Origin of the sequence: Marinicella meishanensis (assembly GCF_019931145.1) — a bacterium.
GTDB classification, from domain to species: domain Bacteria; phylum Pseudomonadota; class Gammaproteobacteria; order Xanthomonadales; family Marinicellaceae; genus Marinicella; species Marinicella meishanensis.
This window is the reverse complement of record NZ_JAIOUV010000003.1, coordinates 502,605-515,341: the sequence shown is the minus strand read 5'-3', so window position 1 is coordinate 515,341 and position 12,737 is coordinate 502,605. Positions and strand designations below refer to the sequence as shown.

Here is a 12,737-nt window from a genome sequence, read left to right as displayed (position 1 = left end):
AGTGCGGCGGCGACAAAAAAGCCGAAGGCAAATGCGGTGAAGGCAAGTGCGGCGGCGACAAAAAAGCCGAAGGCAAATGCGGTGAAGGCAAGTGCGGCGGCGACAAAAAAGCCGAAGGCAAATGCGGTGAAGGCAAATGCGGCGGTGACAAAAAGTCGGACGACAAAAAAGCCGAAGGTAAATGCGGCGAAGGAAAGTGCGGCGGCCAATGAAGGATGACCTGAAATGAAAAAACTCAACATTTCAGGTGCCGGAATCGGTTTGAGACGGGGACTGGTGTCCCCGTTTCAGTCTCATGGCGACCTCAACCCGGTGCAATTCATGGAAGTGGCTCCAGAAAACTGGATGACCGTGGGTGGCAAATCACACCATGATTTCATGGCGTTTGCTGAACGTTACCCGATGATTCTTCATGGTTTGTCGCTGTCGATCGGCGGCCCGGATGATTTGAACGTCGCGTTTGTCAAAGCGCTGAAGAAGTTCAAAGCGTCAATCAACTCGCCAATTTACTCTGAACACCTGTCGTACTGCACCGATGGCGGACAGCTGTATGACCTGATGCCCATTCCATTCACCGAAGAAGCCGCTGATTATGTGGCCGATCGGGTGCTGCAAGTGCAAGACATCCTGGGTGAACGCATGGCCCTGGAAAACGTCTCTTATTACCTGCGCCAACCCAATTCAGAATTGAGTGAAATCGAATTCATCAATCATGTGTTGAACAAAGCCGATTGTTACCTGCACCTGGATGTCAACAACATCCACGTCAACAGCGTCAATCATCACTACAACCCATATGAATTCCTCGATCAACTGCCCACCGAACGCATCGCTTACATCCACATTGCGGGGCATTACAACGAAGCCGAAGACCTGATTGTCGACACCCACGGCGCGGCCGTGATAGAACCCGTGTGGCGCATCCTTGAACACACCTACCAACACCATGGGGTTTACCCCACCCTGTTGGAACGGGACTTCAACTACCCGCCGGTGGCAGAACTGCTGGCCGAAGTGTCGCGCATCGATGCCTTGCAACAGCAATACCGTGATAGCCATGAGCAACAAGCCATCATTTAAGCAGGACCAGGTGGATTTTGCCGCCCACATCAGGGATCCGGAACACCACCCCATACCGGCCGATATCGAAGATCGGCGCATGGACATATACCGCAACTTGTTCATCAACAGCATCAGCGGTTTGCTCAGCGGTTCATTCCCGGTGATGCACAGTTTGTATGCCGATGCACAGTGGCAACAACTGGTGCGGCAATTTTTCAAAACTGAACACAACAAAACCCCCCATTTCCCAGAAATACCCCGGGAATTTGTCGACTTCCTCAAAACCCACTACAGTGACCCCCAACGCCCCTTTTTGTATGAGTTGGCACACTATGAGTGGCTGGAGCTGCATTTGGAAAAACACAGTCAAGAAGTCAGCAAAAATCCGCACAGCACAGCCGAGGCATTGCTGGATCGCCGACCGGTGGTATCCCCTTTGGCCAAAGTGCAAAGTTACCAATATCCGGTGCACCAAATCAAACGGGATTATCAACCCACCCAAGCCCTGAAACAGCCCTTATTCATGTTGATCTGGCGCGACACCCACTACCGGGTGCAGTTTGCCAGCCTCAACCCATTTTCGGCCTTGTTGCTGGAAACGATGATCAACAACCAGGAACTGACGGGTCGTGAATTATTGACCCAACTGGCACAAACCCACCAACACCCAGATCCCGAACAATTCGTGGCTTTTGGGCACCAGGCCATGGGCAAATGGCTTGAACAAGATGTCATCATAGACACCCAATAACCCCATTCAAAAACAACACAGGAGAACGCCATGTCATTACACGCTGCGCAAAATTTGTGGGTCAGCCTCACCAGCCGCTTGAACTCAGTCGGCCAATGGGTGCCACCCTTTTTGATTCGATTGATCTTATTTTGGGAATTTTATGAAGCCGGTACACAAAAAATCAATGGTGAAAATTGGTTTGCTGGCATCCAAAGCAACTTCCCCTTCCCTTTCAACCACATCCCCGCAGATGTTTCGTGGTTCATGGCCGCCTGGGGTGAATACCTGTTCGCCATCCTGTTGTTGTTGGGTTTGTTCACCCGCTTTGCCGCCGTTTCGTTGCTGGTGATCACTGCGGTGGCCACCGCTGCTGTGCACTGGCCTGCCAGTTATGACTCGCTGAGCCAGCTGTGGGAAGGCTATGCCATTTCCAACCAAGGCGCTGGTAACTACAAACTGCCCTTGTTGTTCATCATCTTGTTGTTGCCGCTGATTTTTTCCGGCGGCGGCAAATTCAGCCTGGATCACTTGCTGACCCGCTTAACCGGCGGTGACACCGGCCACCCCATCACCGCAGACTTTGTCTCCAAAGGCCTCGGCCTGGTGGTGCTGGGCTTGCCCTTGTTCTTCGTGTCGGATTATTTGGGCATCGGTTTGATGGTGCTGGGTGTGGTGCTGATGATTGCCGATCGTTTCATCACCCCGACTGATTAACCCTTAGCCCGAAAACACCCAAAAAGGCCGCCTCTGGGCGGCTTTTTTTTATGCTTCTGCTGACAACTTTGCCCGGGCTGTTAAATCGGTCACACAAAAGTCATCAAATCCAGGTACAATGCGGCGTTCGACTGAAAAAGATGAAGAGGAACGATGAAAAAATTACTGAGTTTGGTGCTGTTGGTTGGCACCGTTGGATCGGCCCAAGCCGACTTGGAAGACCTGTTGGTGTCGCAATTATCGGTACGACCTGCAACCGCAGAATTCATTGAAATTCACAACACCGGTGGGACCACCTTGGACCTGACCGATGTGTACCTGACCGATGCCACCTTTGCCAATGGCAGCGTGTATTACTACCAATTGGTTGACGGCGCCGGTGGCGGTGGCGGTTTTGCCGACTTCTATGCCCGCTTTCCTGCCGGTGCCAGCATCGCCCCGGGTGAAAAGCAATCCATCGGCTTGAATGGCTCGGATGACTTTTTTGCCGAATACGGCCTGGTGCCCACCTATGAGTTGTTTGAAGACGGCCCGGTGGCTGATGCCGTGCCCGACATGTTGGAAGCCACACCGGGCTCGATCAATGGCCAAGGTGGCTTGTCAGATGGTGGCGAAGTGGTGGTTTTGCTGCATTGGGATGGGGTGAGCGACCTGGTTGATGACCTGGACTACGTGTTGTGGGGCGACAAAGTGGAAGCCATCGACAAAACTGGTGTCACCAGTGGTGTCAGCACCTACGCCAACGACACCCCCATTGCTTCCCAGGATGTGGTCGACACCGGCGCCCATGCCGACGGTAATGCCTGGATTCGCATTGACGACAGCGAGGGCACCGAAACCCAGGCTGGCGGCAATGGCATCGCTGGCGATGATGAAACTTCAGAAAACACCGGCACCACATTCTCCGAAGGGCTGGCAGACCCAGCCGGTGACGTGTTTGTGCCGATCGATTATTTCTTGATCAACGAAATCGATGCCGTGTCCAGTGGTGCCGACTTCATTGAACTGCTGGGCGATCCCAACACCGGCACCGATGACTACACCCTGGTGTTGTATGACGGCGTGACCGACGTGTCCACCGCGGTGATCAGTCTTGATGGCATGAGCACCGACGCCAATGGTTATTTGGTCATCAACCAAACCCTGGAGGACGGCGCCGATGCGGTGGCTTTGTACAACGCCGCGGCCAGCAACTTCATGGTCGGTGATCCGATCACCACCACCGACCTCATGGACGCCATTGTTTATGATTCGGGCCAAGCCGATGACGCCGAATTGTTGGCTTTGTTGAACCCTGGCCAACCCCAAGTGAACGAGGACGCCAATGGCGATGCACTGAATGAGTCCTTGATCCGCTGTACCAACGGCTCGGGTGGCTTTTTGAACACCAGTTCATTCAAAGCCTTCACCCCATCACCGGGGGCGGAGAATGCCGATTGCGTGACCTTCGATGGTTACTATGACACCGCCGATCCGACCAATGCCCAAACCTTGCGTGATTCCTTGCATGAAATCATCGATGACCACTGTGTGTTCAATTACTCCGGGCCGGACGCCGGCACCTGCGGCGAACCTGGTGTTTCTGAAGACACTTGGAGCATTTTGTCCTTGGCCGATGAAGACCCGCAGCAGCCCGGCCAAGTGTGGATGGTTTACAAAAACAACAACTACCCATTCATGGGCGGCGGTCAACAGGCCTATAACCGCGAGCACACTTGGCCACAGTCCTACGGCTTCAGTTCTGGCACCCTGGGCAGCAACAACGCGGCGCGCACCGACGCCCACCACCTGATGATGTCTGATGTGGGTTACAACTCCGATCGCGGTAACCTGTATTTTGACGACTGCAACGCCGGCTGTAACGAACGAACCACTGATGTGCATAACAACCCCAACCCAGGTGGCGGCACCATTGGTGGTGGTTCAGGCACCTACCCAGGCAACTCCAATTGGTTCGATGCCAATTCATTTGAAGTGTGGAACTTTCGCAAAGGCGACATCGCCCGCGCCATGTTCTACATGGATGTGCGCTATGCCGGAGACACCGCCGGTGAGGTGGACTTGCAATTGGTGGAACGGGCCGATGTGGGCTTGATCCAATCTGGCAACCCCTACATGGGCATTCTGGAGGTGTTGTTGGCATGGCACGAAAGCGATCCGGTTGATGACATCGAACGGAACCGCAACAACATCATTTTCAACATCCAGAAAAACCGCAACCCCTTCATCGATCACCCCGAATGGGTTGAGTGCATCTTTGTCGATGGCGGCACCTGCCCAGTGGTGGACAATGACTTGATCTTTGCTGATGACTTTGAATAAAGCCAGATAATCAGCAACGCAAAAAGGCCGGTTCTTTGACCGGCCTTTTTTATGGGCAAATAATCGCTCAGTCAGCCACTGTTAAGAGCTTGTATTCATCAAAGGCACTGTGGTCGGTCATGGCACTGACGTGGTCCTGAATCATGCGACAGCGGTGGTACATTTCCCACAAGGCCGGTTCATCGGCATGCGCTTCGCTGCTTTGGTGGTAGGCTTTGATGATCTTGTTGTCGATGCGGTTCAACAACAAAGCCTCGTAGGACAGGCCTTTGATCTGACCACCCACCAGTTGTTGCATTTGCGCTTTGGGTAATTGCAGCAGGCGTTGATAGATGTCGAGCAAACCGGTGATGATGCGGTGACCTTGCAATTCCAGGTCTTGCACTTCCTGGTGGTTGAACACATGACGCAAGCCCACTTGTTTGAATGTTTGGGTGATTTGGTGCGCCACACTGCCATCTTCCATCAAGGCTTGGTTGAAGCGCCCATGGTAAATGTCTGACAAATGTTCTATGAAGCGCTCGCTGGCGTGATCAATCAAATGATGAATCAAGTTGACCCTGAGCTTCACGAAATAGGCGTGGTTGTGGTTGATGGTGTTGGCCTGACTGGCCTGCTCTGCCAGCGCCAGGATGTCAGCCATGGCATTGCGGCCACCAGTGAAGGACAAAATGTTGCGGGCCGCCAAATCCCCGCCCAACTCTTTGAATGTCTCGGACAACAAGCGGGTCAGTTCTGCCAAATTCAAAATACCCTTTTCCACCGCGTCTTCCAGATCAGCCAAACAATAGGCGATGTCATCGGCCGCTTCCATCACATAAGTAAAAGGATGGCGACAACCGGCTTGCAAGTCCAACGCCTGTTGCATGTCTTTGACAAAGGCCTCTTCCGATAAATAATAACCCGGCTTTTTTTGTAAATAACTCAAGGGCTCATCCGCACCGGGCTTGCTGGTGTAAGCCGCGCGGGTGTATTTCAAAATACTGGCCGATTGGGCATAGGTCAGGTTCATCTGTTGCAAGGAAAAGGTCAAACGAATGGCTTGTGCATTGCCCTCAAAATGGGCCAAATCAGCGCGCATCTGTGCCGCCAAAGCCCGATTCTCAGCCGCTGTGAACACCGCATTCTCAGCCAAATGGCTGGCGAACCAATCGGCCATGGCCACTTCACCAAAATGCCCAAACGGTGGGTTGCCGATGTCGTGCATCAAGCACGCCATTTCCACCAAAGATTCCACCGCCGACTGCAGCCCACCCAAGCCCAGTTCTGGCGCCCGTCCGCCCAACTTCTTGAACAGGGTTTTGACGATGTAACGACCGTTTTGCTGCACTTCCAACGAATGGGTCAAACGCGAGCGCACCGCGGCGTTGCGCTCCAGGGGAAACACCTGGGTTTTCTGCTGCAAACGCCGCACCGAGGCCGAATTGATGATGCGCCCCCGATCGCTCTCCAGCGCATACTCGATGCGCTTGGGGTCATCGATTGGTTTCGATTGACGGTCGTGGGGTCGGGCAACGTTGAATTTGGTCTTGAAATTGATCGGGGTCATGGGGATATTTTAATCCAGTGCATGGGGATTGTTTTTGTTGTTTGCCGACTTTTTGGCTTGTTGCAGGCGCTGCGCCAACGCCAAGTGATCGGCTTTGACTGAGGCCGGGATCTGTAACCAGTCACGATCCCGAATGGCGTCCCCCAGCGCATACAAATAGGCTGCATTGAAATCACCATAGGCGTCCCCATCCTGATACATCTTGCGGTACGCAGCTTGGGCGCCCATGGCCCGCAAAGCATCCGGCGTATCAATGCCCACATCCAGCATGCGCTGGGCCATTTTCGGACCCACATTGCGCAATTGCTTGGCCAACCGTTTGCCTTCACTTTGATTGGTCATGTCTAGTCACATCATTCTGCTGCAGCCTGCAGTAACAACTGCTTCACTTTGACATATTCTTTGAGGCGTTCAAAGTCTTTGTCTTGAGGGTCTGCGATGCGACTGAGGTCCATGTTATCGGTCACATCCGCCAACTTAACCACACGGGCAATGGGGTTGGCTGCGGCCCTGGCGGCGGCTGCCAAGCGACTTTCACCCGGGCGTTTGGTTAAGGCATCTATGGCCGCAATGACTTGCTGATCAAACCCTTCGGCTTGCAGATCTTCCAAAGTGACCGCTGTGTCTTCGACCACATCATGCAGCACTGCTGCCATCTTTGCTAACGGCGAATCCACGGCAAACATCAGCCGCAAAGGATGGAATAAATAGGGGTGTCCGGCTTTATCCACATCGCCGGCATGGGATTTGGCCGCAATTTCAACGGCTTTTTCAATGGTACTCATGGTGTTTCCTTGGGGATAAGTCAGTGGTCATGAAACAACCACCGATGGTTCCATTTGATTTTATCCGTTTTAGGCCCAGAACACAAAAAAGGGCCGCCCAGCATGTCAGCTGAGCAGCCCTTGATTGAGTTTGAAAAGTTGCTTACTTGGCTTCTTTTCTGGCTTTGGCCGCGGCAATCACTTCTTCAGAGATGTTGGCCGGACAAGCGTTGTAGTGCGAGAACTCCATGGAGAACTGACCACGGCCTGAAGTCATGGTGCGCAATGAACCAATGTAACCAAACATTTCAGACAGCGGTACATCGGCTTTGATGCGCACAGCAGTGGCGGTTGGGTCTTGCGACTTGATCATGCCACGACGGCGGTTCAAGTCACCAATCACATCACCCACGTGATCGTCTGGCGTGAACACGTCAACTTTCATGATGGGCTCCATGATTTGTGGCGAACATTTCTTCACCGATTGACGGTAAGCGCCTTTGGCCGCCGCTTCAAACGCCATGGTCGAAGAGTCCACCGCGTGGTATTGACCGTCTTGCAAGGTGAATTTCAGGTCTTGCAAGGGGTAACCAGCCAAAGGACCTTCTTCCATCATGGATTGGAACCCTTTTTCAATCGCTGACCAATACTCTTTGGGCACGTTACCACCGGTCACGGTGGATTCAAACTCGTAACCTGAACCAACTTCGCCTGGCTCAATGGTGTAATCAATCTTACCAAATTGACCCGAACCACCCGATTGTTTCTTGTGGGTGTAAGAATCGGTAACCGGCGCGGTGATGGACTCGCGGTAGGCCACTTGAGGCGCACCCACGATCAATTCAACACCAAAAGTACGCAGCAAAATGTCCACTTTGATGTCCAAATGCAGCTCACCCATGCCTTTCAAAATGGTTTCACCTGAATCCTCATCGGTCTCAACCTGGAATGAAGGGTCTTCGGCCACCATTTTGCCCAAGGCATTACCCAGTTTTTCAGAACCGCCTTTGTCTTTCGGGGCCACCGCAATCGAAATCACGGGATCCGGGAAGATCATGGGTTCCAAAGTACAAGGGTGCTTGGGATCACACAAGGTATGACCGGTTTGTACGTTTTTCATACCGACTACAGCCAGAATGTCACCGGCTTGGGCAGAATCCAACTCGTTGCGGTCATCGGCGTGCATTTCCACCATACGGCCGATGCGTTCGGTCTTTCCGGTGGCTGAATTCAATACCGTGTCACCTTTGGCGATTTTACCGGAATAAATGCGGATAAAAGTCAAGGCACCGAAACGGTCGTCCATGATTTTGAAGGCCAAAGCACGGAACGGCTCATCGACAGAAACGGTGGCCACTTCACCGGTGGGCTCTCCAGTCTCTTCATCGGTCAAGTCTTGTGGATCCACTTCCACAGGGCTGGGCAGGTAATCCACCACCGCATCCAGGATCAGTTGCATGCCTTTGTTTTTGAAGGCCGAGCCACAGTATGTGGGGAAGAAAGCCAGGTCACGGGTGCCTTTGCGGATGCACTTCTTGATGTCTTCCATGGAAACTTCTTCACCTTCCATGTAAGCCATCATCAAGTCATCGTCTTGCTCAACAGCGGTCTCGATCAATTGTTCGTGGTATTTTTCCACTTTTTCTACCATGTCGGCTGGCACATCAGTGATTTCGTAGTTTTCTGGTTGGCCACTTTCGTCCCAGATCCAGGCTTTCTTGGTCAACACGTCAACCACACCAACAAAATCATCTTCGATACCGATGGGCAGAGTCATGACCAATGGGCTGGCGCCCAGCACGTCCTCGACTTGCTTCACGACTCGGTAAAAATCTGCACCCAAGCGGTCCAGCTTGTTGACGAAAATCAAACGGGCCACTTCAGACTCATTGGCATAGCGCCAGTTGGTTTCAGATTGTGGCTCCACACCACCTGAACCACAGAACACACCCACACCACCATCCAACACTTTCAGGGAACGATAAACTTCAACGGTGAAGTCAACGTGGCCTGGGGTGTCGATGATGTTGAAACGGTGGTCTTTCCAGAAACATGTGGTGGCAGCCGATTGAATGGTGATGCCACGCTCGGCTTCTTGATCCATGAAGTCCATGGTGGATTCACCGTCGTGAACCTCACCCAACTTGTGGATTTTACCGGTTAACTTAAGAATCCGCTCAGTGGTGGTGGTTTTACCCGCGTCCACGTGAGCAAAGATGCCAATATTTCTGTATTTTGATAAATCTGTCATGATGATCTTCTGGCTGTTTTATCACTGGGGATAAAGTTAAAAAACTGGTCTGTAATACGTTAAAGAGACCTTTGGCTAAGTTGCTGAAAAAATTCAAAAAACACCTTCAAATCTTTTCAACTCTTTAGACAAAAGTCTCTCGATAACTTCATGAAACCATAAAGTGCGCGCATCATACTATAAAAGTGCGCTCAGGTTAAGGAAATTCTGCGTTAATCCTTGAATTTCTGGCCCTGCTTTCGGACCCAACAGAGCCAGCAGCCTGGCCGCTAGATGTGGGGTGAGCCAGATATGGGGTCGCACAGGGGCTTTTCAAGACAATCCAGCCTGCCTGAACCGAGGTTCATTCACAGGCTGGATCAGCTCTGGTTTATTGGTAAAGATCAGAGGTAAGCGACCAGTCCCACCATCACGGCAGTCAACGCCAGCGACAAATGAATCACGCCGACCACACTGGCCATGGGGCCCATTTTGCCGAACAAGGCATTCAGTTCCAGCAGCACCGCCAAACCCAGGGCCGCCATCAAGCCGGTGCCGATACCTGTACTGATCGGGGCCATGCCGGCGGCCACCGCTGCACCGTGCTTGGAAGCAAACATACAGAACAACATCGGGGCTGAGAACAAGGTGTTGGTGCGAGAAGCCAAAGCCGCTTTGGCCGCAGCACGGGGCACATCTCCCGACTGCATACCCAACACCACTTTCTGGTTGGGCCAGATGACCAACCAGACATTGAGCATCATGAAGGTGCCCAGCAAGGCGCCCAAAGTGATCCAGCCATTGAGGGTGGCACCCAGCACACCGAGCAACAACACCCCGGTGAGGAAGGTCATCATCGCCCCCCAACGGAACCACCACAAGGCCCGGGGGGCCAGTTTGGCTTTGACATCGGGCAAGGCATCTTGTGAAGCCTCCTTGAAATACTCACCCTGCACAAAATTAAAGTAATACAGCAACCCAATCCAGGTGATGCCAAACAAGCCGTGAAACCAACGGGCCAAAATGTCTACCCAAACGTTATCCATAGATCCTCCTCATTTAATCGTTGATGGATTAGTGCCTGTTAACACCAACTGAATGACCACTGTTCAGGCAGCAAAGGTCACAATCAAGGCGCGAATCGCGTGGATTGGTCGTTCCAATCGAGCGATGAGCTACGCAGGGTGTGGCCTTTGCAGTCTGAAGCCATGGGGCTGGGTCGTATTTTCCACCCCTCAGCGTTATGCACTCGTTCATGTGGAGTGACCACACATCACGACTGATGCCTTGATGGCTGAAAAATGCGATCCAGCAGTTGCCTTTCAGTTGGTGTTAACAGGCCCCAATTCATTGTAGAGGATGGTGTTTTGGCCCGTCAATCGATCGTTGCGGCGATTACCACCCACACCAGCACACCCATCCTGTTGATCCTGCGATCAGAAATTCTCGATGATCACCCCGTTGTTTTCATACATGGGCGTCAGAATCTGCCCATTCAGTGGCACCCAGGCCCTGTATACAATGTTCCTCACAGTACATTTTTACTGTTTTATTTTACAGAAAGGGAGAAAAACCATGAAACACTTAAATACCAATTCAACACTGAAAAGCTGGGGCCAACAACTGGTCTTGGGCACCCGCCGCAGTTTGCTGATCAGCTTGCCGCTGCTGTCTTTTGCGGCTTGGGCCGGCGAAGACCATGCCCATGAGCAGGCCCGCCCTGCCTTGCAAGCGGCGGCGGCCTTGGCCGCTGACACCACCCTGCTGGCGGCTGAACGCGGGGTCAAAGTTGAAGCCATCAGCGAGGCCCTGGCCTTCCAGAAGTCGTTCAGCACCTGGCTTGAACAAACCATTGAAAGACACCCCAACCAAGTGGCCCGCATGTGGGTGTCACCAGCCCCCAAACAAGCCGCCCACATTCAGTTTGTGGGTCGGGCCCCGGCCATCCGCGCGCCCAAACATGTGCATGTATCAGATGGCGCTGAGTTCAGCTTTCAAGAACAAGATGAACGCGCGGTGCAATTGTCGCGCCTGCTGCGCGCCCAAGGCCAAAGCAACTTCATGACCTATTTTGATCACCAAACCGGCTTGATCAAACTGGAAATGAAAACCGCCGATCGCGCCAAAGCCCTGACGCTGGATGACTTGGAACTTTTGCTGTCTACAGCACCCAAGCAATTGGACCAAGACGATCAAAGCGCGGCCCATGGCCTGCGGATCAGCGACCTCGATTACGAAGTGGTGATCGGCGCCGGCGAGATCTATGACTTCGACATCGCCCGTGGTGGTGAATGGGCCACCGATGATGGGGTTCAAGAATGCACCACCGGCTGGGCTGTGTCTGGACCCAATGGCAACGGCATCATCACCGCCGCCCATTGCACTGGTTTGAATGGCATCGACCACCACTACACCACTTCCGATCCAAGCATGACCTTCCGCTCTCAAGAGCGTGGCAATGGTGACGTGGAATACCACACCACCAGCCACACCGAAGTGGCTGAATATTTTGCCCGGGAGGATGAGGATCGAGAAGTCAACAGCATCAAATGGACGTTTCTGATGTTCCCCGGTCAGTCGGTGTGTGAATACGGTCGCTCGGACAACGTGCGCTCCTGCAACCACGACGTCATCGCCAACAACGTCACCGCCACCTTCACCGACGGGGTGACGGTGAACAACTTGGTGCGGGTCACCGGCGATGACTCCATCGGCGGCGACAGTGGCGGCCCTTGGTCCTGGGCCAATGAAGCGTGGGGTGTACACAGCGGATCCAATGGCAGCACCTCATTGTTCACCCCAGTGCAACGGGCACAGAGTGAATTGAATGTGACCATTCTGACGCAGTGATTTTCACCGCACTTGGGCCTCAAGATTGCCCAAAAAAAAGGCCTGCACTGATGCAGGCCTTTTGGGTTGTTTGAGTGGTTCAAACCGGGCTGACTGATCAGCTGCCGCGTTTAATCCGTTTTTCCAATCGTTTTTCTTTCAATGATTTGACAGGTTGTTTTTTCACCTGTTTTTTTGCATCGTGACTTTTCGACATGTTTGCCTCCTAAAGACGTGTTGATACAATGAAAACCTGTGGAATTACCAGCCCACGTGATTGATTGTTGTTCCTGTGAAGCGGTCACATTCGGCAGGTTTTCATCAATGAATATATCGCAGTTTTGCCAAAAAACAAGTGTTTTTATCACCGCCAAGCAACTATTTATTTGCCCCAATTGTCTGACCATAAATAACCCCAGGGAAAACCCGATTCAGCATCCTTGCGATCCCAAAGAAACCCTTCGATCATGTCCAAACTGAAAGCAGCCATTGAATTCATTCAGATTGCCTATAGATCCCTTGATAACGAGACTT

At 52.7% G+C, this 12,737-nt stretch carries 12 protein-coding genes; 6 read left to right on the top strand and 6 right to left on the bottom strand.

The genetic code is table 11. The annotated features are described in order from the left end of the window. From K7G70_RS07170 to K7G70_RS07150, 5 genes are all read left to right on the top strand, one after another. On the top strand, positions 1-212 hold a 212-nt coding region (locus tag K7G70_RS07170), incomplete at its 5' end, for an HvfA family oxazolone/thioamide-modified RiPP metallophore (protein ID WP_431310018.1). Between the two features lie 13 nt (positions 213-225). Then, a complete protein-coding gene (locus K7G70_RS07165; RefSeq protein WP_223787928.1) occupies positions 226-1,080 on the top strand; it encodes an HvfB family MNIO-type RiPP peptide maturase in 855 nt (284 codons plus the stop codon). After that, positions 1,058-1,813 (top strand): HvfC family RiPP maturation protein, encoded by a 756-nt coding sequence (locus tag K7G70_RS07160; protein WP_223787927.1) that lies wholly within the window; start codon positions 1,058-1,060, stop codon positions 1,811-1,813. Before K7G70_RS07165 ends, K7G70_RS07160 begins: the two co-directional genes overlap by 23 nt. A 30-nt stretch (positions 1,814-1,843) precedes the next feature. Beyond that, positions 1,844-2,509: an HvfX family Cu-binding RiPP maturation protein gene (locus tag K7G70_RS07155; RefSeq protein ID WP_223787926.1), complete on the top strand. Its 666-nt coding sequence runs from the start codon at positions 1,844-1,846 to the stop codon at positions 2,507-2,509. Between the two features lie 153 nt (positions 2,510-2,662). Next, positions 2,663-4,831: an endonuclease I family protein gene (locus tag K7G70_RS07150; protein ID WP_223787925.1), complete on the top strand. Its 2,169-nt coding sequence runs from the start codon at positions 2,663-2,665 to the stop codon at positions 4,829-4,831. A 67-nt stretch (positions 4,832-4,898) separates the two neighbouring features. On the opposite strand, the gene dgt is transcribed toward K7G70_RS07150, so the two are convergent. From dgt to K7G70_RS07125, 5 genes are all read right to left on the bottom strand, one after another. Further along, positions 4,899-6,380, bottom strand: coding sequence for a dGTPase (gene dgt, locus K7G70_RS07145; RefSeq protein WP_223787924.1), 1,482 nt, complete (start codon positions 6,378-6,380; stop codon positions 4,899-4,901). A 9-nt stretch (positions 6,381-6,389) separates the two neighbouring features. Beyond that, positions 6,390-6,722, bottom strand: coding sequence for a TfoX/Sxy family DNA transformation protein (locus K7G70_RS07140; RefSeq protein WP_223787923.1), 333 nt, complete (start codon positions 6,720-6,722; stop codon positions 6,390-6,392). A gap of 11 nt (positions 6,723-6,733) precedes the next feature. Then, positions 6,734-7,165, bottom strand: coding sequence for an HD domain-containing protein (locus tag K7G70_RS07135; protein ID WP_223787922.1), 432 nt, complete (start codon positions 7,163-7,165; stop codon positions 6,734-6,736). A 142-nt stretch (positions 7,166-7,307) separates the two neighbouring features. Then, entirely contained in the window at positions 7,308-9,395 is a 2,088-nt protein-coding gene (gene fusA, locus K7G70_RS07130) for an elongation factor G (RefSeq protein ID WP_255589910.1), read from the bottom strand. A gap of 383 nt (positions 9,396-9,778) precedes the next feature. Continuing rightward, positions 9,779-10,420 (bottom strand): urate hydroxylase PuuD, encoded by a 642-nt coding sequence (locus K7G70_RS07125; protein WP_223787921.1) that lies wholly within the window; start codon positions 10,418-10,420, stop codon positions 9,779-9,781. Between the two features lie 529 nt (positions 10,421-10,949). Here K7G70_RS07125 and K7G70_RS07120 point away from each other — a divergent pair. Continuing rightward, positions 10,950-12,224: a S1 family peptidase gene (locus K7G70_RS07120; RefSeq protein ID WP_223787920.1), complete on the top strand. Its 1,275-nt coding sequence runs from the start codon at positions 10,950-10,952 to the stop codon at positions 12,222-12,224. Positions 12,225-12,334: 110 nt separating this feature from the next. Here K7G70_RS07120 and K7G70_RS07115 read toward each other — a convergent pair whose 3' ends face one another. Then, entirely contained in the window at positions 12,335-12,610 is a 276-nt protein-coding gene (locus K7G70_RS07115) for a hypothetical protein (protein WP_223787919.1), read from the bottom strand. Positions 12,611-12,737 lie beyond the last annotated feature (127 nt).

Bases quoted from the DNA above. Each gene is read 5' to 3' on its own strand.
- K7G70_RS07165 (WP_223787928.1), top strand. From the start codon at position 226: ATGAAAAAACTCAACATTTCAGGTGCCGGAATCGGTTTGAGACGGGGA.
- K7G70_RS07120 (WP_223787920.1), top strand. From the start codon at position 10,950: ATGAAACACTTAAATACCAATTCAACACTGAAAAGCTGGGGCCAACAA.
- K7G70_RS07125 (WP_223787921.1), bottom strand. From the start codon at position 10,420: ATGGATAACGTTTGGGTAGACATTTTGGCCCGTTGGTTTCACGGCTTG.
- K7G70_RS07135 (WP_223787922.1), bottom strand. From the start codon at position 7,165: ATGAGTACCATTGAAAAAGCCGTTGAAATTGCGGCCAAATCCCATGCC.
- K7G70_RS07115 (WP_223787919.1), bottom strand. From the start codon at position 12,610: ATGGTCAGACAATTGGGGCAAATAAATAGTTGCTTGGCGGTGATAAAA.
- K7G70_RS07160 (WP_223787927.1), top strand. From the start codon at position 1,058: ATGAGCAACAAGCCATCATTTAAGCAGGACCAGGTGGATTTTGCCGCC.
- fusA (WP_255589910.1), bottom strand. From the start codon at position 9,395: ATGACAGATTTATCAAAATACAGAAATATTGGCATCTTTGCTCACGTG.
- K7G70_RS07140 (WP_223787923.1), bottom strand. From the start codon at position 6,722: ATGACCAATCAAAGTGAAGGCAAACGGTTGGCCAAGCAATTGCGCAAT.
- K7G70_RS07155 (WP_223787926.1), top strand. From the start codon at position 1,844: ATGTCATTACACGCTGCGCAAAATTTGTGGGTCAGCCTCACCAGCCGC.
- dgt (WP_223787924.1), bottom strand. From the start codon at position 6,380: ATGACCCCGATCAATTTCAAGACCAAATTCAACGTTGCCCGACCCCAC.
- K7G70_RS07150 (WP_223787925.1), top strand. From the start codon at position 2,663: ATGAAAAAATTACTGAGTTTGGTGCTGTTGGTTGGCACCGTTGGATCG.